The organism is Scandinavium sp. (genome assembly GCF_036271055.1).
Lineage (GTDB): Bacteria > Pseudomonadota > Gammaproteobacteria > Enterobacterales > Enterobacteriaceae > Scandinavium.
This window is the reverse complement of record NZ_DATBBJ010000066.1, coordinates 37596-60285: the sequence shown is the minus strand read 5'-3', so window position 1 is coordinate 60285 and position 22690 is coordinate 37596. Positions and strand designations below refer to the sequence as shown.

Annotated in this window: 17 protein-coding genes; 7 read left to right on the top strand and 10 right to left on the bottom strand. The window is 54.1% G+C overall.

The features are described 5' to 3' along the window. Window positions 1-91: 91 nt before the first annotated feature. Window positions 92-1264 (bottom strand): MalY/PatB family protein, encoded by a 1173-nt coding sequence (locus tag VH187_RS11895; RefSeq protein ID WP_329701661.1) that lies wholly within the window; start codon window positions 1262-1264, stop codon window positions 92-94. Between the two features lie 69 nt (window positions 1265-1333). After that, window positions 1334-2926 (bottom strand): maltose/glucose-specific PTS transporter subunit IIBC, encoded by a 1593-nt coding sequence (gene malX / locus VH187_RS11890; protein WP_329701660.1) that lies wholly within the window; start codon window positions 2924-2926, stop codon window positions 1334-1336. Between the two features lie 173 nt (window positions 2927-3099). On the opposite strand from malX, the gene VH187_RS11885 reads away from it, so the two are divergent. After that, entirely contained in the window at window positions 3100-4125 is a 1026-nt protein-coding gene (locus tag VH187_RS11885; RefSeq protein ID WP_329701659.1) for a Mal regulon transcriptional regulator MalI, read from the top strand. Window positions 4126-4172: 47 nt separating this feature from the next. Here the strand turns inward: VH187_RS11885 and VH187_RS11880 are convergent, their stop codons facing one another. Together VH187_RS11880 and manA are read right to left on the bottom strand one after the other, a co-directional pair. Beyond that, a complete protein-coding gene (locus tag VH187_RS11880; protein WP_329701658.1) occupies window positions 4173-5771 on the bottom strand; it encodes a YdgA family protein in 1599 nt (532 codons plus the stop codon). Window positions 5772-5867: 96 nt separating this feature from the next. Beyond that, the gene (gene manA / locus VH187_RS11875) at window positions 5868-7046 is read right to left on the bottom strand and encodes a mannose-6-phosphate isomerase (protein WP_329701657.1); all 1179 of its coding nucleotides are present in this window, start codon (window positions 7044-7046) and stop codon (window positions 5868-5870) included. Window positions 7047-7247: 201 nt separating this feature from the next. Between manA and fumA the strand changes: the two genes are divergently transcribed. Together fumA and fumC are read left to right on the top strand one after the other, a co-directional pair. Continuing rightward, a complete protein-coding gene (gene fumA / locus VH187_RS11870; RefSeq protein WP_329701656.1) occupies window positions 7248-8894 on the top strand; it encodes a class I fumarate hydratase FumA in 1647 nt (548 codons plus the stop codon). A gap of 213 nt (window positions 8895-9107) precedes the next feature. After that, window positions 9108-10511, top strand: coding sequence for a class II fumarate hydratase (gene fumC, locus VH187_RS11865; protein ID WP_329701655.1), 1404 nt, complete (start codon window positions 9108-9110; stop codon window positions 10509-10511). Here the strand turns inward: fumC and tus are convergent. From tus to ydgH, 6 genes are all read right to left on the bottom strand, one after another. Further along, complete coding sequence (gene tus, locus VH187_RS11860) at window positions 10501-11433, bottom strand: DNA replication terminus site-binding protein (protein WP_329701654.1); 933 nt, start codon at window positions 11431-11433, stop codon at window positions 10501-10503. The two genes, fumC and tus, sit on opposite strands and share 11 nt — an antisense overlap. 73 nt (window positions 11434-11506) lie before the next feature. After that, window positions 11507-12808, bottom strand: coding sequence for a two-component system sensor histidine kinase RstB (gene rstB / locus VH187_RS11855; RefSeq protein WP_329701653.1), 1302 nt, complete (start codon window positions 12806-12808; stop codon window positions 11507-11509). A gap of 24 nt (window positions 12809-12832) precedes the next feature. Further along, on the bottom strand, window positions 12833-13552 hold the full coding sequence (gene rstA / locus VH187_RS11850; RefSeq protein WP_329701652.1) for a two-component system response regulator RstA: 720 nt from the start codon (window positions 13550-13552) through the stop codon (window positions 12833-12835). Between the two features lie 145 nt (window positions 13553-13697). Beyond that, window positions 13698-14420 (bottom strand): dihydromonapterin reductase, encoded by a 723-nt coding sequence (folM, locus tag VH187_RS11845; protein WP_329701651.1) that lies wholly within the window; start codon window positions 14418-14420, stop codon window positions 13698-13700. A gap of 35 nt (window positions 14421-14455) precedes the next feature. Continuing rightward, window positions 14456-15838 (bottom strand): amino acid permease, encoded by a 1383-nt coding sequence (locus tag VH187_RS11840; protein WP_329701650.1) that lies wholly within the window; start codon window positions 15836-15838, stop codon window positions 14456-14458. A gap of 336 nt (window positions 15839-16174) precedes the next feature. Continuing rightward, window positions 16175-17134: a DUF1471 family protein YdgH gene (gene ydgH / locus VH187_RS11835; protein WP_329701649.1), complete on the bottom strand. Its 960-nt coding sequence runs from the start codon at window positions 17132-17134 to the stop codon at window positions 16175-16177. Between the two features lie 523 nt (window positions 17135-17657). On the opposite strand from ydgH, the gene pntA reads away from it, so the two are divergent. The 4 genes from pntA (at window position 17658) to VH187_RS11815 (ending at window position 22548) form a co-directional block, all read left to right on the top strand. Continuing rightward, window positions 17658-19187: a Re/Si-specific NAD(P)(+) transhydrogenase subunit alpha gene (gene pntA, locus VH187_RS11830; RefSeq protein ID WP_329701648.1), complete on the top strand. Its 1530-nt coding sequence runs from the start codon at window positions 17658-17660 to the stop codon at window positions 19185-19187. Window positions 19188-19197: 10 nt separating this feature from the next. Then, window positions 19198-20586 (top strand): Re/Si-specific NAD(P)(+) transhydrogenase subunit beta, encoded by a 1389-nt coding sequence (gene pntB, locus VH187_RS11825; RefSeq protein WP_329701647.1) that lies wholly within the window; start codon window positions 19198-19200, stop codon window positions 20584-20586. Window positions 20587-20697: 111 nt separating this feature from the next. Continuing rightward, window positions 20698-21336: a leucine efflux protein LeuE gene (leuE, locus tag VH187_RS11820; protein ID WP_329701646.1), complete on the top strand. Its 639-nt coding sequence runs from the start codon at window positions 20698-20700 to the stop codon at window positions 21334-21336. 93 nt (window positions 21337-21429) lie between these two features. Beyond that, the gene (locus VH187_RS11815; RefSeq protein WP_329701645.1) at window positions 21430-22548 is read left to right on the top strand and encodes an S-(hydroxymethyl)glutathione dehydrogenase/class III alcohol dehydrogenase; all 1119 of its coding nucleotides are present in this window, start codon (window positions 21430-21432) and stop codon (window positions 22546-22548) included. Window positions 22549-22690 lie beyond the last annotated feature (142 nt).

Sequence of the window (22690 nt, the reverse complement as noted above, 5' to 3'; positions counted from 1 at the left end):
TCTTATTTTTAGGTAAAGTGCGACACATTATAAAGCGGTAGCGGGGCAGAAAGCTATGTTGCGCAACTAAAATATTCGTTGCGCAACATTTTCAGCGGGTGGCGTGAAGGGCGTTGATCAGCCCTTGTACCCCGAGTTCGAGTTTGCTGCGCGGGCAACCTGCGTTCAGACGGACAAAGCCGTTGCCTTCTTCACCGTAGGTATATCCCGGCATAATGGCGACTTTTTGCTGCTCGATAAGCACTTTTTGTAGCAGTTTGTCGTCAATGTGCAGTGGGCGTAAATCAATCCACGCCAGATAAGTCGACTCTGGCGGCTGCCAGTTCAACTCCGGGAACGCACCGTTCAGTTCACGAGCAATGAACTGCATATTCTGTTGCAGATATTCGCGCAGCGCATCCAGCCACGGTTCGCCTTGCTCGTAAGCGGCGATATGTGCCACAACGGCGGGAATGGACGGGGACGACAAGCCATCACGGTTCTTCAGAGCGCTAAGATAACCCTCGCGTGACGTTTCCTCGCCAATCAGGCCATATGCGCCGGTCAGTGCCGGAATGTTGAAGCTTTTGGAGCCTGACGTAAACAGCGCCCAATCGGTCTGTGCAACGTCGCACCAGGGAATATGCCGACGCCCGTTCCACGTCATATCCATATGAATTTCATCGCTGATAACCTTCACGCCGTGCTTCTGGCACAGCGCCGCAATCGTGGTCAGTTCTTCACGCGTCCATACTTTGCCGGTCGGGTTATGTGGGCTGCACAGCAGCAGAATTTTGTTGCGCGGTTCGGCGAGCACGCTCTCAAGCAACGCCATATCACACTGCCAGCCTTCGGCCGTTTGATGCAAAGGCACAGCGGCGATGACGCGCTGATTTCCTTCAATGGCTTTATAGAAAGCATCATAGGCCGGAGTGTGTACCACAATTCCGTCGCCCACATCAGACCACTGGCGGATCATCTGCGAAACCATGTAGATAACGGACGGGCCGTACACAATGTGTTGGCTATCGATAGCGCTGTTAAAACGCTTCTGGAACCAGTGTTGAATGGCCCCCAGGAATTCGTCGTTTTTCCAGCGACTGTAACCAAGGACGCCGTGGCTCAGGCGCTGACTGATCGCTTCCAGCACGCACGGGGCGGTGGCGAAATCCATATCGGAGATGGTGAAAGGCAGCAAATCGGCTGTGCCGAAACGGTCCGCGACGTAATCCCACTGAGTACACCAGGTGCCGTGGCGGTCGACAACCGTCGAGAAATCAAACATCGGAAACTCCATTTCTGTCATTCGGGTGGGGAATATTGTCCCCCTTCAGGACGAAGGGGGAAAGGAGATTTATGCCTGAACCGGGCCCATCAATGAAGCGATTTCATCTTTCACCGACTGCACCTGCGGCCCAATCACCACCTGCAAACTGTGCTGGTTGAGCTTCACCACGCCAATCGCACGGTTGGCTTTCAGCGCATCGGCATCAACCTTGTCCATGTCTTCCACGTTGAGACGCAGGCGCGTCAGGCAGTTATCGAGACTGGTGACGTTCGCCGCGCCACCCAGGGCTGCCAGAATAGCCGGGGTGTTATAGCCAGATTTACCGATGACGCCTTCGACTGCTTTTTCTACGCTGGATGCGGTTTCAATGTCGCGACCTGGCGTTTTAATGTTAAAGCGGGTGATGGCGAAGCGGAAGATGACATAGTAAGAGACGAACCAGATAGCTGCCACAACAGGCACCAGATACCATTTGGTCGCCAGACCATGCAGGATACCGAATACCACGAAGTCGATGACGTTGCCATCGGTGTTACCGATGGTCACACCCAGCACAGCCATCACCGTGAAGCCCAGACCAGTCAGGAGTGCGTGGATAGCGAACAGAACCGGTGCGACGAACAGGAACAGGAATTCCAGTGGTTCAGTAGTACCGCCGACAACACAGGCAATCACACCGGAGATCAGCAGGCCTTTAATTTTATGACGGTTCTCCGGACGAGCACAGTGATACATCGCCAGCGCCGCACCAGGCAGACCGCCGAGGAACGCAGGCATTTTACCCTGTGACAGGAAGCGGGTTGCGCTCTCAGAGAAGCCCTGGGTAGTAGGGCAGCTCAGTTGCGCCTGGAAGATGGTCAGGGCGCCACTTACAGAGTGACCACAAACGTCCATGGTGCCACCCGCTTCGGTAAAGCGAATCAGCGCGACCAGAATGTGCTGCAGACCGAACGGTAACAGCAGACGTTCGCCAGTACCAAAGATCATCGGACCAAATTCGCCCGCGCCGTTGATAACCCAACCCAGACCGTTAATCGCTTTCGCAAAGAAAGGCCAAATCAGAGGAATAGCCAGACCAACCAGACCCATCACGACGGTGGTGATGATCGCAACAAAGCGAGTACCGCCGAAGAACGCCAGCGCATCCGGCAGGCGGATAGTGTGAAAACGCTCATGCAGCATCCAGACGATCACGCCGCAAATGACCGCACCCAGAATACCGGTATCGATAGACTGGATCCCGATAATGCTCTGAATGTTATTGGCTTTCAGGATTGCCGCATCCGTGGTCGGCAGAATGCCTTTCGCCGTCAGCCAGAAGTTAACTGACAGATTCATGACCGCATAACCGACGAAACCGGCAAAGGCTGCAACGCCCTTGTTATCACGCGCCAGGCCCAGTGGGATAGCGATACAAAACATCACTGGCAGGAAGCTAAAGGCAAACGAGCCGATTTTCCCCATCCAGACAAAGACGGCCTGCAGGAACGGGGTGTCCAGCCACGGCAGCAGAGTCGTGACGTCATGGCTGCTCAGCGAGCTGCCGATGCCCATCATAATCCCGCAGAAGGAGAGAAGTGCCACCGGCAACATGAAGGTCTTGCCCAACTGCTGGAAAAATTCCCAGACGGTGGTTTTAGGTGCTGCTTTCGCCGTCATAAAACGACTCCTTGTTCTGATAAAACTGTTGTAGTTGTAGAATGCAGTGAAAAGATAAAACGTTTTACCTAATTTTAGTGCGAGCAAAATCACATAATGAAATGATAATAAGGTTTATAAATATAACCCATTGATAAAACGTTTTATCGCTACACAGGAGTGGCAAGCGGCGCATGGCCATTGCAAAAAAAGTCACCATCAACGATGTCGCGCATGCGGCGGGGGTCTCGGTTGCCACCGTCTCACTGGTGTTAAGCGGCAAAGGGCGCATTTCCGTTGCGACGGGTGAAAGGGTAAGCCTTGCGATTGAACAACTCGGATTTGTTCGTAACCGGCAGGCGGCTTCGCTGCGCGGAGGGCAGTCGGGTGTGATTGGTCTTATCGTCGGCGATTTGTCTGCGCCATTTTATGCAGAACTGGCCGCCGGACTGATTGAAGCGCTCGAGTCGCAGGGAAAGATGGTGTTTCTCACCCAGGGCGGACGCAAAGGCGAGCACATGCTGCAACGCTTCGAAACGCTGGTGTCACAGGGCGTTGACGGCGTGGTGATTGCCGGGGCGGTAGACAGGGGCGCTGAGTTGCGTGACAAAGCTGATGAAAGTGGCATCCCGCTGGTCTTTGCCTCGCGAGCGAGCTATCTCGATGATGTGGATTTGATACGGCCTGACAACATGCAGGCGTCGCAGATGATCACGGAGCATCTGATTCGTCGAGGGCATCAACGGATTGCCTGGCTTGGCGGGCAAAGTGCATCGCTGACCCGCGCTGAACGTGTTGGCGGCTATTGTGCGACGCTTTTGAAATTTGGTTTGCCGTTCCACAGCGAATGGGTCGTCGAGTGTGAAACCAGCCAGAAGCAGGCCTCCCAGGCATTAACCAATCTGCTGCGACATAACCCAACCATCACCGCCGTGGTCTGTTACAACAATATTGTGGCGATGGGCGCGTGGCTCGGGTTGATGCGCGCTGGCTGGAAAAGTGGCGATGAGGCTGTCGATTATTATGACAAGCGCGTGGCGTTGGCAGCGTTTGCCGAAGTCCCTGAGAAAGATTTGGATGACGCGCCGATGAGTTGGGTGATAACGCCCGCGCGGGAAATGGGCAAAAGCGTGGCGGAAAGAATGTTGCAGCGCATCGAAGACAGGAAAAGCACAGCGCGGAATCAGATTATGCCGCCGCGGTTGGTAAAACAGTCATAAAAAACGGCAGCACGAGGCTGCCGTTTTCGATATTGTCTGCCAGGGACTTAGTCCGGGCTATCTGCCGGTGGCTCAGGGAAATCAGCCGGTGGCTGAGGCGCGGCTTCACCATGTTGCTCTGGTGCAGCATTGCCTTGCGGCGCAGGTGTGGTTTCACCCGGTGCCGGAATGGCCACATCAGGCACGCCAAACATTCCCACAAAATCTGCCAGTGGCATTTTCTGCCCGTTCAGCGTGACCTGACCGTTAGCATATTGCATGCTGGCCTGAATATTGTTGTCCTGCTGGGTGGTGATGCGGAACATCTGACCCATCGCCGCCAGACCTTTCACCTGCTGGCTTGCCAGTTTCTCGGCATCGGCCTGCTGGTAGCCTTCCAGACGCGCCACCTGAGTCATAAACTCGGTTGCCATATCCATCGGAATAACCAGCTTACTTTCGAGCGATTTCACGCTGCGATCCACTTCCTGCGCCAGCGTCTGTGGGGCGACGACAGCCTGGGACGGATCTTTAAGGAACAGTGACAGGTTAAAGGTGGTTTCACCTTTGCTGTTCTTCCAGCTCAATGGGGCAACGGTGATCACCGGCTCGCCTTTCAGCAGCAGCGGCAGGGCGCTGAAGAACGCTTCGGTCACTTTCTGCTGATACACTTCCGGATTATCCATCACGCCCGGCTGCGCGAGCAGCGCCTGCACCTGGCCGTTGTACTGCTGGCTAAACTGATGCCATGCCTGACCGTCAATCTGCCCAATTTTCAGCGCCAGTTTGCTGCTGCCCATATCCTGGCCCTGCAACTTCAGGCTATTGAGCGTGTAATCCAGCGAGGTGTCGATGCTTTTGCCATCTTTCGACAGATTAGATTTCCCGTCGATGGTCATGCCGTCCAGCAGCGCCAATTCTTTGCCTTCAACCGCGACAGCTAATTTATCCAGCGTCACTTTCTGATTACCGATTCGCTCAGCAAAAGTGGTGAGTTTGCTGTCGCCGTCGGTTTTCAGGTTATTGAAGGTCAGCTGGACTTTCTGGTTGTATTCATTGACCGCGTTGATAACGCCGCTCTCAATGTTGCCGTTCAGCGCGAAGACGTTGCCGTCGCGATCGGCATCAAGCTTGAACTCACCGCCGCTAAAGGCAACTTTCTCTTCACCTTTTTCGTAATTCAGCGGCTTGAGCGTGATGTCAGAATTCGTGTCGCCGGAATAACCAATGCGGGTGCTGATATCAAAAGGCGATTGGCCTTTCGCAAATTCGAACAGGTGCTTAGTGGCTTCGTTGTTAACCAGTTTCGACTCAACGGTCGCCATCGCCGGGGCAAGGTTAAACGATTTTAACGAGGCCAGAGGGAAAGGACCGTGGGAGACATTTTCATCCAGCACGACGGTTTGACCCGGTTTCAGCCAGCTACTTTTCGAGCCGTCTGCCGGTTTCACCACCATCTGTAAATGGCTGCTAAATACGCCACGCTGGTAATTTTGATACGCCAATTGGATACCGGCTTCCGGCGCGGTGCTTGCGAGCTGTGCATTCGCCTGCGCCACCATATCGGCCAGACGACCTTCCAGTTGTTTACCGGTGTACCAGGAGCCCCCGGTCCACACCACTCCTAAAGCCACAATAATGCCAACTGCAACCAGCGATTTTTTCATAGCGTTTTGTCCATAAATGAAAACAGGCGGAATTATCCGCCTGTGATGTCGTTAGGCTGCCTCAAGCTTAGCAAGAGTTACCCTAATCTTCAGTATTTACTTGAGCTTATTATAAACGCGAGCGACACGACCCACACCGCTCAGACTCACCGGGGACTCGTTGGCGGCAACGAAGGCCGACTCGCCAGGTTTCAGCACCAGTTGCTGGTCACCTTTGCGCAACACCGCTTCGCCTTCGAGGCAGAAGAGGATTGCCGCGCTCTGCTGTGCGACGTCTGCACCCTGGGTGCTGAGGTCATGCAGAGAGAAAGCAAAATCGTCTACCGGGATCGGGAAATCAAGCTCGGCGCCGTGCTTGCTCGGCTGAGTCAGCAACTCTGCGGCAGGTTTTGGCGTGAATTTCACGTTCGCGACCAGTTCCGGAATATCGATGTATTTCGGCGTCAGACCGGCGCGCAGCACGTTATCGGAGTTCGCCATCACTTCCAGTGCAACACCTTGCAAGTAGGCGTGCGGGGTTTCTGCGAACAGGAACATCGCTTCGCCCGGATTCAGTTTCACCACGTTCAGCAGCAGCGGAGAGAAAAGGCCGCTATCGTCCGGGTAGAACTGAGCGATAAAGCGAATGGTTTCCCAAGGCTCGCCGTGCTGGCTGTTCAGTGCAGCTTTCAACACCGCTAACGCGTGAGATTTTTCGTCACCTTGCATATTCAAAAGGCTTGCGAAAAGTTCGCTCAGGCGCTCAGCGTTGGGTTCCTGCAAGAAATGGGCGATCGACGTATGCGCGCCGGACACTGGCTGCAGCAGCGAAACGATGTCTGAGAATTCGCGGAACGCGTTCATCGCCAGGAACGGAGTGAGGGCGAAAACCAGCTCCGGTTTGTGGTTCGGATCTTTATAATTACGTTCAGCGGCGTCCAGTGGAATGCCTGCCGCGTTCTCTTTGGCGAAACCTTCTTCGGACGCTTTCTTGTTTGGGTGAACCTGAATCGATAGCGGGTTATCGGCACACAGCACTTTGAACAGGAACGGCAGTTCGCCGAAACGGTCGGCGACGTTTTTGCCCAGCAGTGCGGCTTTATCGGCGTCGATCACATCGCGCAGGCTACGAACCTGGCCGCTGGCGTCGGTGATTTTTGAGCTGCTCTTCGGATGCGCGCCCATCCACAGTTCTGCCATGGGCAGGTTGTCCGGATTGGCGATACCGTAGAGTTCCGTTAACGCAGTTTGACTACCCCAGGCATAGTTCTGCACTGAGTTGATGAGTTTTTGCATTATCAAGCCCTGTATTTTTAAGAGAATTATCTTTGCGTATTAAACCAATAAACAGTGCGGAAGTAACCCACTCCTGGAAAAAGTCGTACTAGTCTCAGTTTTTGTTAAAAAATTGTGTAGGATATGCGGACTCGCTGTTCCGAGGGCGTATGGATAATCTGCCCGAGAGTCAATTTTGCCAATGTCGTAAGTGAGAGAACCATGTCGAACAAACCTTTTATCTATCAGGATCCTTTTCCGCTGAAAAAGGATGACACCGAATACTATCTTCTCAGTAAAGACCACGTCACCGTTGCTGAATTCGACGGACAGGAAATCCTTAAAGTTGACCCGCAGGCACTGACGCTGCTGGCAAAACACGCCTTCCACGATGCCTCGTTTATGCTGCGCCCGGCGCATCAACAGCAGGTCGCAGATATTCTGAGTGACCCGCAAGCCAGCGAAAACGACAAGTATGTCGCGCTACAATTCCTGCGTAACTCCGATATTGCGGCGAAAGGCATTCTGCCGACCTGCCAGGACACCGGCACCGCTATCATCATGGGTAAAAAAGGCCAGCGCGTCTGGACTGGCGGCGGCGATGAAGCCGCACTCGCGCGCGGCGTCTATGACACATACATTGAAGACAACCTGCGTTATTCGCAAAACGCTCCGCTGGATATGTACAAAGAGGTCAACACCGGCACTAACCTGCCCGCGCAGATTGACCTCTACAGCGTCGACGGCGAAGAATATAAGTTCCTGTGCATCGCGAAGGGTGGCGGTTCGGCTAACAAAACTTATCTGTACCAGGAAACCAAAGCGCTGATCACCCCGGCGAAGTTGAAAAACTATCTCGTTGAAAAAATGCGTACGCTTGGCACCGCCGCGTGCCCGCCGTATCATGTCGCGTTTGTGATTGGTGGCACCTCAGCAGAAGCGACGCTGAAAACGGTGAAACTGGCGTCGACCAAATACTATGACGGCTTGCCGACCGAAGGGAACGAACACGGTCAGGCATTCCGCGACGTTCAGCTTGAGCAAGAGCTGCTGGTGGAAGCGCAGAACCTGGGCCTCGGCGCTCAGTTCGGTGGCAAATACTTTGCCCACGATATTCGCGTTGTGCGTCTGCCGCGTCACGGTGCGTCTTGCCCAGTCGGTATGGGTGTGTCCTGTTCTGCAGACCGCAACATTAAGGCGAAAATTAACCGCGATGGTGTGTGGATCGAAAAGCTGGAGCACAATCCGGGGAAATACATTCCGGAAGAACTGCGTAACGCCGGAGAAGGCGAGGCGGTGAAAATCGATCTCAACCGGCCGATGAAAGAGATCCTGGCGCAACTGTCAGATTTCCCTGTCTCCACGCGTTTGTCGCTCAACGGCACCATTATCGTTGCCCGTGATATCGCGCACGCGAAACTCAAAGAGCGCATGGACAACGGCGAAGGGTTGCCGCAATACGTGAAAGATCACCCGATTTATTATGCGGGACCGGCTAAAACCCCGGAAGGTTATGCGTCGGGCTCACTTGGCCCAACCACCGCAGGGCGCATGGATTCCTACGTCGATCAGCTCCAGGCCGAAGGTGGCAGTATGATCATGCTTGCCAAAGGCAACCGCAGCCAGCAGGTAACAGACGCGTGCCACAAGCACGGCGGCTTCTACCTCGGCAGCATCGGCGGCCCGGCAGCCGTACTGGCGCAGGGCAGTATTAAGAGTCTGGAATGCGTCGAGTATCCTGAACTGGGCATGGAAGCTATCTGGAAAATCGAAGTCGAAGATTTCCCGGCGTTCATTCTGGTCGATGACAAAGGCAATGACTTCTTCAAACAGATCCAGTCCTCACAGTGTTCCGCCTGCCTGAAATAGCGTTCTAGCCCGGTGTTCTGCCGGGCTAACTTCTACTGTATGCTCGTTTTCCTGTAGGCCTGTATCCGTAGGTCCGTGCAAGCGCAGCGCCGCCGGGCAATCGTCAGGCAATTGCCACGCAAGCAAAGAGCGCACAAAGCGCCATGCAGCAATCCCCCAGTCAGCAATACTTATCCTTATTCCCCCCATTTCATTGTTATCAAGGAGAAAGTCATGACAACGCATCGTCGCGAAAGTGATTCCATGGGCGCGATTGAGGTCCCGGCTGACAAGCTATGGGGCGCGCAAACGCAGCGTTCGCTCGAACACTTTCGGATTTCCACCGAAAAAATGCCGGTATCGCTGATCGCAGCCCTGGCGCTGACCAAACGCGCTGCCGCTAAGGTCAATCAGGATTTGCAACTGCTCACCGCCGAGAAAGCCAACGCTATCGTAAGCGCCGCCGATGAAGTGCTGGCAGGAAAACACGCCGATGAATTTCCCCTCGCCATCTGGCAAACCGGGTCGGGCACGCAGAGCAACATGAACATGAACGAAGTGCTGGCGAACCGTGCGAGCGAACTGCTCGGCGGCGTGCGTGGCATGGAGCGCAAAATTCATCCAAATGATGACGTCAACAAAAGCCAAAGCTCCAACGATGTTTTCCCTACGGCGATGCACGTCGCGGCAGTCATTGCTCTGCGTGAACATCTGATCCCGCAGCTCCAGGCGCTGAAAAAAACGCTGAGCGATAAATCCCACGCTTTCGCCGATATCGTCAAAATCGGCCGCACGCATCTGCAGGATGCCACGCCGTTGACGCTGGGGCAGGAGATCTCCGGTTGGGTAGCGATGCTGGAGCACAATCTCAAACACATCGACCTGACGCTGCCGCATCTGAGCGAATTGGCGCTGGGAGGCACGGCGGTCGGAACCGGGCTGAACACCCATCCGGAATATGCCAAACGGGTCGCCGATGAGCTGGCGGCGATCACGAATCAGGCGTTTATTACCGCCCCCAATAAATTCGAGGCGCTGGCGACCTGTGACGCGCTGGTTCACGCGCATGGCGCACTGAAAGGGCTGGCAGCTTCGCTAATGAAAATCGCCAATGATGTGCGCTGGTTGGCTTCCGGCCCACGCTGCGGTATCGGTGAATTGTCGATTCCGGAAAACGAGCCGGGCAGTTCCATCATGCCGGGCAAAGTAAACCCGACGCAGTGCGAAGCGATGACAATGCTGTGCTGTCAGGTGATGGGTAACGACGTAGCGGTGAACATGGGCGGCGCATCCGGTAATTTCGAACTGAATGTCTATCGCCCGATGGTCATTCATAATTTCCTGCAATCGGTGCGCCTGCTGGCTGACGGCATGGAAAGCTTTAACGAGCACTGTGCGGTGGGCATCGAGCCGAACCGGGCGCGCATCGACCAGTTACTGAACGAATCGCTGATGCTGGTGACGGCGCTCAACACCCACATTGGTTACGATAAAGCGGCAGAAATTGCCAAGAAAGCGCATAAAGAGGGGCTGACGCTGAAAGCCTCGGCGCTCAAACTGGGCTATCTTACTGAAGCTGAATTTGACGAATGGGTGCGCCCGGAAGCGATGGTCGGCAGCATGAAAATCAGTCGTTAGCGAGATACAGGTGCAGTCGCGGAATGATCAGATCCAGCGACTGCGCGGCTGGCTTATAGCGATACTGCACTTTGTCTTCGTCGTAATTGAGTAATTCCCCAATCTCCGGCACGCTCACGCCTTGCGTGCCGGAGATCAGCGCGATCATTGGCCCCGGACAGGCATATTGCACCTGCTTTTGCTGCCCCGCATACCACACGCGCGCAATCGGCTGCACTTTCACCGGTCGCTTGATTTTCAGTTTTGCTTTCTGCGGCAGCGCCGCGATGTCCTGATATTCACGCTCCAGTTTTTCCTGCCACTGTTCGCGCGTAAATGGCGGTACAGAGCGGGGTGAACGCAGGCTATTTTCCAACTGCTTCAGCACTTCATCGCGGGTCAAATTCTTAATAATGTGCTTATTAGCCCAGCCGAAGCGGATGCTGGCTGGATCGCGCAGCAGCGTCAGCGTGCGGTAGGCGCTGAGTGTAATCAGCCCAGGTAAATGGTGATGCACCCATTCAAAACGCGCGGCAGAGGGCAAACCAGATTCAACGGTGACAATGGTTTCGAAAGCCGCTTTCAGCGCGTTAATGGTGCGGATTTTGTTATCCAGCGCCTCAAGCTGTTCGGGGGCGGGATGCAGACAAATCACACCGGGCAAACGCACTGCCGCTTTGCTGCTGCGATTTTCCGACTGCTGCTGGATAAACAGGTGGGTAAAGTGGTTCAGCGCTTTCAGTCGCGCGGTTTCGCCCAAATGCTGAATGACCGAAATAGTGGAGAGCGGGTCATGCTCGTGCTCTTTTGTCACTTCTGGCAATTCAAACACTCGTGCGGCGAGCAAGCGACAGTCAGCCAGCAATTGCTGGAGTTCCAGTAACTCATGTTCCATCTGGCGGAAGGTCGCGGTCAAACGCTCAATCAAGTCGTAATCAGCCATATCACCCACATTAGTTACAACATACTAAGTTGTTTTTACTGTAGCGCGGCGTCGGGCATTGTGCAACGTTTGGTCAGGCAGTGGCTGAGAAACTCAGTTGATGATTTACCGGCCAGCTAAAGCAAAAACGCGCGCCGCCGATTGGGCTGGCCTCGCAGGACACTTCTCCGGACATCGCCAGACCAATCGAATGCACAATCGCTAACCCAAGCCCACAGCCGCCAGTGGCGCGGTCACGGCTCGGGTCAAGACGCACAAACGGCTCGAAAACACGCGCGCGTTCATCTGGCGCAATGCCTGGGCCATCGTCATCGACCACCAACGTTGCACGCCCGGCGTGCTGTGTCAGGCTGACCTGAATTTGCTGACGGCTGTAGCGCATCGCGTTATTGACGAGGTTATCCAGCACGCGTTCCATCAGGCGCATATCCAGCGCGCCATAATTGCCGCGAGTGAGATGAGCTATGGTCACGTCGCGTTGTGGGTTCACTGTCTGAATGTCATCGACATGTGCGGTGATCCATTCGGGTAAATCGGGCGTAGTGAGGATAAGTTCATTCTGTGGGCGGTCAAGGCGAGCGTAGGTCAGCAGTTCGTCGATCAGGGCTTCCAGTTGACCAATATCGCGGTTCAACGCCTGTGATTCAGCCTCGGTCAGATTCTCGCTCATCTCGAGGCGATAACGCAGACGCACCAGCGGGGTACGCAGTTCATGAGCAATACCGTCCGTTAGCTGTTTTTTGCTGGCAATCAGCGCGTTGATGTTGTCCGCCATCTGGTTGAACACCACGCCGAGCCGTTCAAAACTCGACATGCTATCAAAATGGATGCGTTCTTCGAGATGGCCTTCACCAAAACGCTGAGCCGCCGTTTCCAGACGCAACATATCCTGCCAGTGCGGGCGCATCCAGATAAACACAGGGAAGGCCAGCGAAATGGCAATGAATGCCAGCAGCGCGACGTCTAACAGCCGCATTTCATGCAGATAATAGAGATAAGGCACCGGGCCGACGGCAAGCACGTAATGGCTGCGCGGAATACGCTGGATGAAAGTGTATTGATCGTCGAGCGCGACGATATCACCGCGACGCAAATGCTCCATCGAGCTTTCCGCCAACTGGAATTTATTCAGCGGCTCAATGCGCAAATCGAACGAGAGATTGAGGTCGAGCTCTTTAAGGGTTTTGCTCCAGTCCCGGGGCGGGATTTCACGCAGTTCGCTGCGCATCAGGTACAGCGAACTTTTCATCAAGTCGTCGAGCGATTGTCGGCCTGCGCGTTCAGCGGTGAATTTGTATACCAGCCCGACCAGCATGGTCATCACCAGAAAACAGACAAACAGCAGCAGGTAAAACTGCACGAACAACTTTTTCATTTCTGGCCCCGGAAGTACGGAAAATTAGTTATCCCAGGCGTGGGGCGCGAACAGATAGCCCTTATTACGCACGGTTTTAATTCGGTATGGCTCGGTTGCGCTGTCGAGTAGCTTCTTACGCAGACGGGAAATGGCAACATCCACGCTGCGATCCATGCCGTCATAGCTCACGCCGCGTAGGTTTTTCAGCAGCGCGTCGCGGTCCATTATTTGCCCGGCGTGGGTCGCGAGTTCCCACAGCAGATCAAAATCCGCTGTCGAAAGCGTGACGTTCACACCGCTCAGTTGGACCTGACGGTTTACCGGGTCAATAGCCAGGGTGCCAAAACGAATGGCTTTATGCGGCGTCAGACCGGAAGCTGGTTTTTCACCCGCAGGCGTCGCAACGTGCTGACGTAAATGCAAACGCAGACGCGCTAACAGCACCGCAGGTGGCGTAGTTTTGAGAATGTAATCGCTGGCGCCCATTTCCAGCGACAGAATATGGTTCATGTCGCTGTCGAGCGAGGTGAGCAGGACGATCGGCCCTTGCCATTGTGCACGTAAATCTCGGCAAATAGTCATGCCGTCTTTGCCGGGTAGCATAATGTCCAGCAGCACCAGATCGGGTTTTTCGCGCAGAACAACTTCTTCGGCGCGATCGCCGCGCGGTTCGACGTAAACGTCCATATCATGCTTGCCGAGATAGGCGGCAATCAGCGACCCGACTTCCGGGTCATCTTCCACAAAAACAATCTTATTCATAACCATCATGCGCTGCGAAAAAAGCTAAAATACACCGCCAATCTGTAGGGTGCTATTAATCTTTCATAAACAATGTAACTTCCTTTCCCTGACGCTATTCATGAAATGAATTTCAGTCTGTCACAGGTAAAATAAGTCGCTTCTACTAACGCAGAGGACGCCCGCCATCAACGCCAAAGGTGCGCCCGGTGACATAACAACTGGTCAGCAGATAATCCACCAGATCGATAATTTCTTTTTCGCCCGGCGCGACTTTCATCAGCGATTTTTTCAGCGCCTGCTGGCGATATTCCGCGTCGTCACTTTCGTTAAACAGAATGAGTGCAGGCGCGATGGCGTTAACTTTCACTTCTGGCGCCAGCTTACGGGCGAACGAGCGGGTCATGTTATCCAGTGCGGCTTTACTGGCGGCGTAGGCAATGTGCTTATCACTGCCTTTTTCCACCACGTAATCGGTGAAATGGAGGATATCGCTGGCTGCATGACCGTGACCGCGCAGTAACGGTTCCAGTGCATGATTAAGCAGATAGGGCGCATTAACGTGGATCTGCATCATCTGGTGCATCACGTCGCTAAGAGGGATATCGGGCTTTTCTGGCAGCCAGGCGCTGGCGTTATGAATAATCGCCCGAAGGCCATCGGTGTGGGATTTCACGCTTTCTGCAAACGACAGAATGCCGTCATCGCTGGAAAAATCAGCCGCGATACACAGCGCCCCGGCACGTTCCAGCACGCCGATGGCGTCATAGCGCGTGCGGTAGCTAACAATCACCGGCTGCTGTTGATTAATAAAATGGTGGGCAAGGGCGAGGCCGATGCGGCGGCCTCCACCGGTAATCAGGACTGGGCGGGTCAAGCGTTCTCCCATCGTTCTCTCCTAAGCGTAGCGATGGGGTAAGCGCATTACCCCACTAACATCCACGTTGCCGGCACAGCGGCAACCAGTAATAAACCAATCAAGGCCATTTCACGGCGTTTCAGGACATTATCCAGCTGATGGGTACGGCGAGCATAGATAAAGACCAGCAGACCGGGTGCATACAACACGACGGACAGCAGCAGGTGCATTGGGCCGGAAGCATACAATAACCATAAGCCATAAATACAGGCACCGATACCCACGGCTTTATGCAACGGGCGAGTCGCCATTTTCAGCAGAAAAGCGCCGACGAGGAAATAGGGCACCAGAATCATTTCTGAGGCGATGGTCAGCAGCGTATTATAATCCGAACCGGTCAGCCATATCAGGATCAAACAAACTTGCACGCTGATGTTGGTCAGCCACAGTGAAGAGGACGGCGCGTTGTTGTCATTCTGACGTGCGAAAATGCGCGGGAACGCCTTATGAGTTGCGGCCAGATACGGCACTTCCGCCGCCATAATCGTCCAGCTCAGGTACGCGCCGCACACAGAAACGATCAGACCGGCGGCAATGACGACTTCGCCCCAGGAACCCATCATTCGCACCATCATGCCCGCCATTGACGGGTTACGCATTTCCGCGAGCTCAGTTCGCGGTACGACGCCCAATGACAGCAGTGTGACCAGCAGATAAACGCTCAGGGCTGAAATCACAGCCAGCAGCGTGGCGCGGCCCACGTCTTTCTTATTGCGTGCGCGGGCAGAAACAACAACCGCACCTTCGACACCAATAAACACCCACAGCGTAATGAGCATCGTGCTTTTGACTTGCTCCCATACGGGAACGCCCAGCGCGACGCCGCTGAAATCAAGGTTAAAGGTTTCACTTTTAAACGCTATCGCCGCTAAGACGATAAACAGACCGAGTGGCACCAGTTTCGCCAGTGTCGCCACCAGGTTAATGCTGGCTGCGGTCTGCACGCCGCGTAATACCAGGAAATGCACCACCCACAGCAGGACTGACGCGCCCAGCATCGCCTGCCAGGTGTTACCGTCGCCGAACAGGCGTAATTCCGGCGTATCGGTAAAGAAGCTCAACGCGGAAAAGACAATAACCAAATAGGAAACGTTGGCGATCACCGCGCAAAGCCAGTAACCCCAGGCCGAGCAAAAGCCGACCAGTTCACCAAATCCTTCGCGAGCGTAGGTGAAAATCCCGCCGTCCAGATCAGGACGAATACGGGTTAACAGCAACATCGCAAACGCGAGGAATAAAATGCCTACGCCAGTGATGGCCCAGCCGATAAGCAACGCAGAAGGGCTGGCAACTTCGGCCATGTTCTGCGGCAAACTGAAAACGCCCGCGCCCAGCATTGAGCTGAGTACCAGGGCCGTCAGGGCACTAAGGCCGAGTTTCTTTTCCATGAGCATCCTGTTGAAGGAACAATAACAGCCAGAATATTTATTTGGCTAAAACGCATAAAAATGGAGGATTACGCTACGGCGCGGGATTTTACGGAGAGAGTTACTGGCATGCAATGAGATGCGCCAGAAAAAAATAAAAAAGGCAGCCGAAGCTGCCTTGATAGTGATGACAGACCGTATTTCAACGCACATCTGTCATAGAGTTTCAGTCGAAAACAAGGAAAATCAACTTGTTGATTTTCGGCTGATAACCACAAAGAAGAAAAAACCACGCTTTTTTCTTCTTTGTCAGCAATTCGAAGGCAGCCGAAGCTGCCTGAGGCGTATGTAAAGCGATTACTTATAGAGGTCGGCGCTGATGGTCATGTTGCCACCGCGTTCCTGCCACTGACGAGTAATGTGGTAATACTTCGCGCCTTTTTTCGCTGCGCGTTTTGCCACCTGGTAAGAGATTTCGGTCATGTTGCCGTAGTTACCAGTGAACTGAACGTCATCGAACGGAACCATTTGCGCGGCAGTGATTTTGTTCAGCTCTTCGATTTTAGTGCCGTCAGGCAGCGTGACACTGTAACGCCCGCCTTTGGTTGATTGCGTTTCGAAGAACAGACCAACACCTGTGCCAGCAGCGGTTGAACCCACGGTAGATGACGTTGCTACACCCGGGATTTCCACTTTCTTCGCGGCTTCGCCGCCTTCAGCCAGCGCTGCACGACCCGCCTGAGAGTCAGCAGGGATCGCATCCGGGCTCTGCACCACACGTTTTTTCGCATCGGCTTTGTAGATATAAGCCGTTACACGCTGGTTACCGCCGCCATTCGCATCGACCTGGCGCACGATGAAGAAGGATGCCGCACCTTTCGCTTTCGCCGCTTTGGCGATGGCGGAGTTCACGTCAGGCTGGCTACGGTAGAAGCCCTGAACGGTGACGGTGTCGAACGGCTCAACCAGAGCAGCCTGGTCTTTCGGCAGTTCGGTTACGCCATCAATGACGCGGTTTTTCACGACGTCGGCTTTCGGGGCATCTTCTTTATAGAAGTCTGCGGTGACACGCCAGTTGCCGCTGCCGGAGAAATCAGACGTATCGACAACATAGAAAGAAGCTGCGCCTTCTTTGTCTGCTTTACGGGAAACGGCATCCACGGCGTCACCAATGGCATTAAAACGACCGGTGATAACGATACGATCGTACGGCTTGAGGGCGGCCGCTTGCTCCGGCGTTAACTCGGTGGCGGCAACGGCAGAAAAGGCCGTTGCAGACAGGAGAGCGGACGCCAGGAGGGTGTTCTTAAGCTTCATAAAAATAATCCTTCGCCTTGCGCAAACCAGGTGCTGGTAGTTGTTAGTGACTAAAACGTCGATGATTATTGCATTTAATTTACGTTACTGTCTGCGTGATTTTGCTCATCTTGTGCGACCCCGACAGCAGGGTGAGATAACTTATCACGATATGTTGCATAAACGGGGAGTTGACCAGGAAAAGCGATAATCATTATAACTTTTATAAGTTAATGCAATGTTAATGACCTGTATATGCCCCGCGAATAATCATGTTTTACCGCTTCGCTTAAGCGAATTATCAGGCCCGACGAACAAAATCAGGTAAATATTACTGCCTGAGACCCGCAGAAGTGACTTTTCCCTAATAAAATCAAAATTACTGTTTCCGGAAGGTGGATCACAACCGTTATTTTCAGTAGGTTATAGAAAGTTTGTTACTGTTTTATTTTGCGGGTGATTCGCCTCTTCGTGAGCTGATGCTGACAGGGACGGAACCCGATGAGACAACAAACCATCATTACAATCGATGGAAGGGAAAACTATGCGTATTGCGGTACCAAAAGAGACGCTGGCCCTGGAAACCCGTGTTGCAGCTACACCGAAAACGGTGGAGCAGCTGCTTAAACTCGGCTTTTCAGTGGCTGTTGAAAGCGGGGCCGGTAAGCTTGCGAGCTTCGACGATCATGCTTTTACCGAGGCGGGCGCTGACGTTGTCAGTACAGATGCCGTCTGGCAGTCTGACATTATTCTGAAGGTGAATGCCCCGACTGACGCGGAAATCGCGTTACTTAACCCCGGCACCACGCTGATTAGCTTCATCTGGCCGGCGCAGAACCCGGAGCTGATGGCAAAACTGGCTGAGCGTAATGTCAACGTCATGGCGATGGACTCCGTGCCGCGTATTTCGCGCGCGCAGTCGCTTGATGCGTTGAGTTCGATGGCGAACATCGCCGGTTATCGCGCGATTGTCGAAGCTGCCCACGAATTCGGTCGTTTCTTTACCGGACAAATTACCGCTGCCGGTAAAGTGCCACCCGCCAAAGTGATGGTGATTGGCGCAGGCGTTGCAGGTCTGGCGGCGATTGGCGCGGCAAATAGCCTCGGCGCTATCGTGCGTGCCTTCGACACTCGACCGGAAGTGAAAGAACAGGTGCAGAGTATGGGCGCCGAGTTCCTTGAACTGGATTTCGAAGAGGAAGCAGGCAGCGGCGATGGTTATGCCAAAGTGATGTCTGCGGCCTTTATTGAAGCGGAAATGGCACTGTTTACGGCCCAGGCAAAAGACGTCGACATTATCGTTACCACTGCGTTAATTCCGGGTAAACCAGCACCAAAACTCATCACCCGTGAAATGGTGGATTCCATGACGCCGGGCAGCGTGGTTGTTGACCTCGCGGCGCAAAACGGCGGTAACTGTGAGTACACTGTGCCGGGTGAAGTCTTCACCACTGCGAACGGCGTGAAAGTCATTGGTTATACCGATCTGGCCGGACGCCTGCCAACACAATCTTCACAGTTGTACGGCACCAACCTGGTGAATCTGCTCAAACTGCTGTGCAAAGAAAAAGACGGCAACATTAATATCGACTTTGAAGATGTCGTTATTCGTGGCGTGACCGTGGTGCGTGAAGGCGAAGTCACCTGGCCTGCGCCGCCGATTCAGGTTTCTGCGCAGCCAAAAGCGGCAGCAAAAGTTGAAGCTGCGCCTGTCGAACCAAAAGAACCCGCTTCGCCGTGGCGCAAATATGCGCTGATGGCACTGGCAATCATTCTGTTTGGCTGGCTTGCTGACGTTGCGCCGAAAGAGTTCCTCGGTCATTTCACCGTGTTCGCGCTTTCCTGCGTGGTCGGTTACTACGTGGTGTGGAACGTTTCTCATGCGCTGCATACGCCGCTGATGTCGGTTACGAATGCCATTTCCGGGATTATCGTGGTCGGCGCACTGCTGCAAATCGGTCACGGCGGCTGGGTGAGCTTCCTTAGCTTTATCGCCGTGCTGATCGCCAGCATCAATATTTTCGGTGGTTTCACCGTGACTCAGCGCATGCTGAAAATGTTCCGCAAAGGGTAAGGGGTAACACATGTCTGGAGGATTAGTTACAGCTGCATACATTGTTGCCGCAATCCTGTTTATTTTCAGTCTGGCAGGGCTTTCGAAACACGAAACGTCTCAGCAGGGCAACTATTTCGGCATGGCCGGGATGGCGATTGCGCTGATTGCGACCATCTTTGGACCGGAAACGGGCAACGTGGCGTGGATCCTGGTGGCGATGGTCATCGGCGGTGCGATTGGTATTCGTCTGGCGAAACGTGTCGAAATGACCGAAATGCCAGAACTTGTTGCGGTGCTGCATAGCTTCGTCGGTCTGGCGGCGGTGCTGGTAGGCTTCAACAGCTATCTGTATCACGAACCAGGCCTGGAGCCGATTCTGGTCAACATCCATCTGACCGAAGTGTTCCTTGGCATCTTCATCGGTGCGGTGACGTTCACTGGTTCTATCGTGGCGTTTGGCAAACTGCGTGGCAAGATTTCCTCTAAGCCGCTGATGTTGCCGAACCGTCATAAAATGAACCTCGCGGCGCTGGTGGTTTCTTTCGTGATGCTGGTGGTGTTCGTGCGTACTGACAGTGTAGGCATGCAAGTGCTGGCACTGTTGATCATGACGGTCATTGCGCTGGCGTTCGGCTGGCATCTGGTGGCTTCCATCGGTGGCGCGGACATGCCGGTCGTAGTGTCTATGCTGAACTCGTACTCCGGTTGGGCAGCCGCGGCGGCAGGTTTCATGCTGAGCAACGACTTGCTGATCGTGACCGGTGCGTTGGTGGGTTCTTCCGGTGCGATTCTCTCTTACATCATGTGTAAGGCAATGAACCGTTCGTTCTTCAGCGTAATTGCTGGTGGTTTCGGCACAGACGGCTCTTCAACGGGCGCAGATGAAGAAGTGGGCGAACACCGTGAAATCACGGCGGAAGACACCGCAGATATGCTGAAAAACTCACAAACTGTGGTTATCACCCCAGGCTACGGCATGGCGGTGGCGCAGGCACAGTATCCAGTAGCAGAAATCACAGAGCGACTGCGTGCGCGCGGGATCAAAGTGCGTTTCGGTATTCACCCGGTTGCGGGTCGTCTGCCGGGTCACATGAACGTGCTGTTGGCAGAAGCGAAAGTGCCGTATGACATCGTGCTGGAAATGGACGAAATCAACGACGACTTCCGCGACACCGACACGGTGCTTGTGATCGGTGCGAACGACACCGTGAACCCGGCGGCGCTCGACGATCCGAAGAGCCCAATTGCCGGAATGCCAGTGCTGGAAGTGTGGAAAGCGCAGAACGTGATTGTCTTCAAACGTTCGATGAACACCGGCTATGCTGGCGTACAGAACCCGCTGTTCTTCAAAGAGAACACCCACATGTTGTTTGGCGATGCCAAAGCTTCTGTGGATGCGATCCTGAAAGCGCTGTAATTTTTATACGGTAAATCGTGCGCTTAAAGCCGTCTTCCAGTGAAAGGGAGGCGGCTTTTTTGTTATGATGGCCGTCACATTTTGAAACAGCAGCAGTGAAGGGAGAACGGCGTGTTTGCGGATTTCGGGGTACTGAATTACTGGACCTATCTGGTCGGGGCGATTTTTATCATTCTGGTGCCGGGGCCGAATACCTTCTTCGTGCTTAAAACCGGGGCTGCGTATGGTATTCGTACGGGGTATCTGGCTGCACTTGCGGTGTTTATCGGCGATGCGGTGCTGATGTTTCTCTCCTACGCTGGTGTCGCCACGCTGATTAAAACGACCCCTGTGCTGTTTAATATCGTTCGCTATCTCGGTGCGTTGTATCTGTTATACCTCGGCATCAAAATGCTGTGGGCCGTGATTAAGCAGAAAGGCGGTGAACACACGCACACTGCCGATCAGCGCAGCACCATTTTTAAACGTGCACTGACGCTGAGTCTCACCAATCCGAAAGCCATTCTGTTCTACGTTTCTTTCTTTGTGCAATTTATCGACGTGAATTCCGCAACACCAGGGCTTGCGTTTCTGATCCTCGGGGTGACGCTGGAAATGGTCAGCTTTGTATATCTCAGTTTCCTGATTGTGTCCGGCTCGCTGGTGACGCGTTTTGTCGGCAGCCGTAAAAAACTGGTGAAACTGGGGAACAGCCTGATTGGCCTGGTATTCGTCGGCTTTGCTGCGCGACTGGCGTCGTTACAGTCTTAGGTATTGCTTAATTGGCGCACCGTGCGCATGGCGGAAGTCGGTCATCTGCTACGCTCGTATTTAAAATAACTGACAAGAAGGGAAGAGACGGAAATGAAATCACGTGCTGCAGTTGCGTTTGGTCCGGGCCAGCCGCTGAAAATTGTCGAAATCGACGTTGCTCCGCCGAAGAAAGGTGAAGTGCTGGTGAAAATTACCCATACCGGCGTGTGTCATACCGATGCGTTTACGTTGTCCGGTGATGACCCAGAAGGCGTGTTCCCGGCGGTATTAGGCCACGAAGGTGGCGGGATTGTGGTTGAAGTCGGCGAAGGCGTCACCAGTCTCCAACCGGGCGACCACGTCATTCCGCTGTACACCGCCGAATGCCGCGAATGTAAGTTCTGTAAATCCGGGAAAACCAACCTCTGCCAGGCCGTTCGCGCCACTCAGGGTAAAGGTCTGATGCCAGACGGCACCACGCGTTTCTCCTACAACGGCGAGCCGATTTATCACTATATGGGCACTAGTACCTTCAGCGAATACACCGTCGTCGCGGAAATTTCCCTGGCGAAAGTGAATCCGCAGGCTCCGCTGGATAAAGTTTGCCTGCTCGGTTGCGGCGTCACCACTGGCATCGGTGCGGTGCATAACACGGCAAAAGTGAAAGAGGGCGACACCGTTGCGGTATTCGGCCTTGGCGGTATCGGTCTGGCCGTTATTCAGGGCGCGGTGCAGGCGAAAGCCGGGCGCATTATTGCCGTCGACACCAACGCCGAAAAATTCAAACTGGCGGGTGAAATGGGCGCGACCGATTTCATCAACCCGAACGACTCCGACAAACCGGTGCAGGACGTGATCGTTGAACTGACCGACGGCGGTGTGGATTTCAGCTTCGAGTGCATCGGCAACGTGAACGTGATGCGTGCCGCGCTTGAGTGCTGCCACAAAGGCTGGGGCGAAAGCATTATTATCGGCGTGGCCGGTGCAGGTCAGGAAATCAAAACCCGTCCGTTCCAGCTGGTGACCGGGCGCGTATGGCGCGGTTCGGCATTTGGCGGCGTGAAAGGCCGCACACAACTGCCGGGTATGGTTGAAGATGCGATGGTCGGTAAAATCGATCTCGACCCGTTCATCACCCACCGTCTGCCACTTGACCAGATCAACGAAGCCTTTGATCTGATGCACGAAGGCAAATCTATCCGTACCGTTATCCATTTCGGCGATAACTGATACACAGGCCAGCGGCGCAATCCGCTGGCTTTTCCTCGTTTTATGTCCAAAGTGTGACCGGTGTGGCGCTTTTACCGGTAAGCAATTTCCTCTCCAGGCCGATGACAATCTCACGGGCGTTTTTTGGTACGCCTCTACAATA

Coding starts and splice junctions, on each gene's coding strand:
- VH187_RS11895 (WP_329701661.1), bottom strand. CDS start 1,264: ATGTTTGATTTCTCGACGGTTGTCGACCGCCACGGCACCTGGTGTACT.
- malX (WP_329701660.1), bottom strand. CDS start 2,926: ATGACGGCGAAAGCAGCACCTAAAACCACCGTCTGGGAATTTTTCCAG.
- VH187_RS11885 (WP_329701659.1), top strand. CDS start 3,100: ATGGCCATTGCAAAAAAAGTCACCATCAACGATGTCGCGCATGCGGCG.
- VH187_RS11880 (WP_329701658.1), bottom strand. CDS start 5,771: ATGAAAAAATCGCTGGTTGCAGTTGGCATTATTGTGGCTTTAGGAGTG.
- manA (WP_329701657.1), bottom strand. CDS start 7,046: ATGCAAAAACTCATCAACTCAGTGCAGAACTATGCCTGGGGTAGTCAA.
- fumA (WP_329701656.1), top strand. CDS start 7,248: ATGTCGAACAAACCTTTTATCTATCAGGATCCTTTTCCGCTGAAAAAG.
- fumC (WP_329701655.1), top strand. CDS start 9,108: ATGACAACGCATCGTCGCGAAAGTGATTCCATGGGCGCGATTGAGGTC.
- tus (WP_329701654.1), bottom strand. CDS start 11,433: ATGGCTGATTACGACTTGATTGAGCGTTTGACCGCGACCTTCCGCCAG.
- rstB (WP_329701653.1), bottom strand. CDS start 12,808: ATGAAAAAGTTGTTCGTGCAGTTTTACCTGCTGCTGTTTGTCTGTTTT.
- rstA (WP_329701652.1), bottom strand. CDS start 13,552: ATGAATAAGATTGTTTTTGTGGAAGATGACCCGGAAGTCGGGTCGCTG.
- folM (WP_329701651.1), bottom strand. CDS start 14,420: ATGGGAGAACGCTTGACCCGCCCAGTCCTGATTACCGGTGGAGGCCGC.
- VH187_RS11840 (WP_329701650.1), bottom strand. CDS start 15,838: ATGGAAAAGAAACTCGGCCTTAGTGCCCTGACGGCCCTGGTACTCAGC.
- ydgH (WP_329701649.1), bottom strand. CDS start 17,134: ATGAAGCTTAAGAACACCCTCCTGGCGTCCGCTCTCCTGTCTGCAACG.
- pntA (WP_329701648.1), top strand. CDS start 17,658: ATGCGTATTGCGGTACCAAAAGAGACGCTGGCCCTGGAAACCCGTGTT.
- pntB (WP_329701647.1), top strand. CDS start 19,198: ATGTCTGGAGGATTAGTTACAGCTGCATACATTGTTGCCGCAATCCTG.
- VH187_RS11815 (WP_329701645.1), top strand. CDS start 21,430: ATGAAATCACGTGCTGCAGTTGCGTTTGGTCCGGGCCAGCCGCTGAAA.